Annotated in this window: 1 protein-coding gene; it reads left to right on the forward strand. The window is 66.3% G+C overall.

Annotation, left to right across the window (positions count from 1 at the left end; all coding sequences use genetic code 11):
- Window positions 1-33: 33 nt before the first annotated feature.
- Window positions 34-1,565: amino acid adenylation domain-containing protein (locus ACZ562_RS38330; protein WP_471189352.1), on the forward strand; the 1,532-nt coding region annotated here is incomplete at its 3' end.

Here is a 1,565-nt window from a genome sequence, read left to right on the forward strand (position 1 = left end):
GAGTGGGGTGGGTCTTCGCTTGAGGGTACGGGTGTGGGTGTGGGTGTGGGTTCGTCGGTGTTGGGGTTGTTTGGTGGGTGGGTTGGTGTGGATGCGGGTGCGGTGGTGGTGGTGGGTGATGGTGTGGTGGTGTCGCGGGGTGAGTTGGATGTGGCGGCGAATCGGTTGGCGCAGTATTTGCGGGGTTTGGGGGTGGGGCCGGGTTCGGTGGTGGGGTTGTGTGTGCCGCGGGGTGTGGATGTGCTGGTGGGGATTTTGGGTGTGTGGAAGGCGGGGGCGGCGTATTTGCCGATGGATGTGCGGTTGCCGGTGGAGCGGGTGGGGTTCATGGTGGCGGACAGTGGTGTGTCGGTGGTGTTGACGGATGCGGTGATGGGTGGGCGGTTGGCGGGGCGTGTCGGTGATGGTGTGCGGGTGGTGGTGTGGGACGAGGTCCGGGATGAGGTCGGGGCGTGTTCTGGGGAGGCGCCTGGTGTGGTGGTGGGTGGGGCGGATCTGGCGTACGTGATCTATACGTCGGGTTCGTCGGGGGTGCCGAAGGGTGTGGGGTCGACTCATGGTGGGGCGTTGAGTCTGGCGGTGGATCAGGTGGGGCGTTTTGGGGTGGTGCCTGGTTCGCGGGTGTTGCAGTTTGCGTCGATTGGGTTTGATGCTGCGGTGTGGGAGGTTTTGCTGGTGTTGGGTGGGGGTGGTGTGTTGGTGGTGGCGTCGGCGGATGAGTTGGTTCCTGGTGGGGGTTTGGCGGAGGTCGTGGGGCGTCATGCGGTGACGCATGTGTTGTTGCCTCCGGTGGTGTTGGGGGCGTTGGGGGCCGGTGATCTGGGTTCGGTGGAGGTGTTGGTGTCGGGTGGTGAGGCGTTGGATTCGGGGGTGTTGGATCGGTGGGCTTCGGGTCGTCGTCTGGTGAATGCGTATGGGCCGACGGAGTTCACGGTGGTGTCGTCGGTGTCGGGTGGGTTGTCGGTGGGTGATGTGCCGGTGATGGGGCGTGGGTTGTCGTATGTGCGGTTGTTTGTGCTGGACGAGGTGCTTGAGCCGGTGCCGGTGGGTGTTGCGGGTGAGTTGTATGTGTCGGGTGCGGGGCTGGCGCGCGGCTATGTGAACCGTCCGGGACTGACCGGTGAGCGGTTCGTTGCCTCGCCGTTCGATGCGGGGCAGCGGATGTATCGCACCGGTGACCTGGTGAAGTGGACCGTGGATGGTCAGTTGGTGTTCGTGGGGCGGGCGGATCAGCAGGTCAAGGTGCGTGGTTTCCGGATCGAGTTGGGTGAGATCGAGGCCGTCCTGCTGGGTGAGCCGGTGGTGGGGCAGGTTGCGGTGGTGGTGCGTGAGGACACGCCGGGGGACAAGCGGCTGGTGGCGTATGTGGTGCCCGCCGAGGCGGGTGCGGGTGTGGATGTGGAGGGGTTGCGGGGGGTGGTGGCGTCGCGGTTGCCGGAGTACATGGTGCCGGCGGCGTTCGTGGTGGTGGAGGGGTTGCCGTTGACGGTGAACGGGAAGCTGGACCGGCGGGCGCTGCCGGCGCCGTCCTACGGCGTGCGCGAGGGACGACGCCCCAGCACCGT

The sequence above is a fragment of the Streptomyces sp. NPDC040410 genome, from assembly GCF_055595715.1.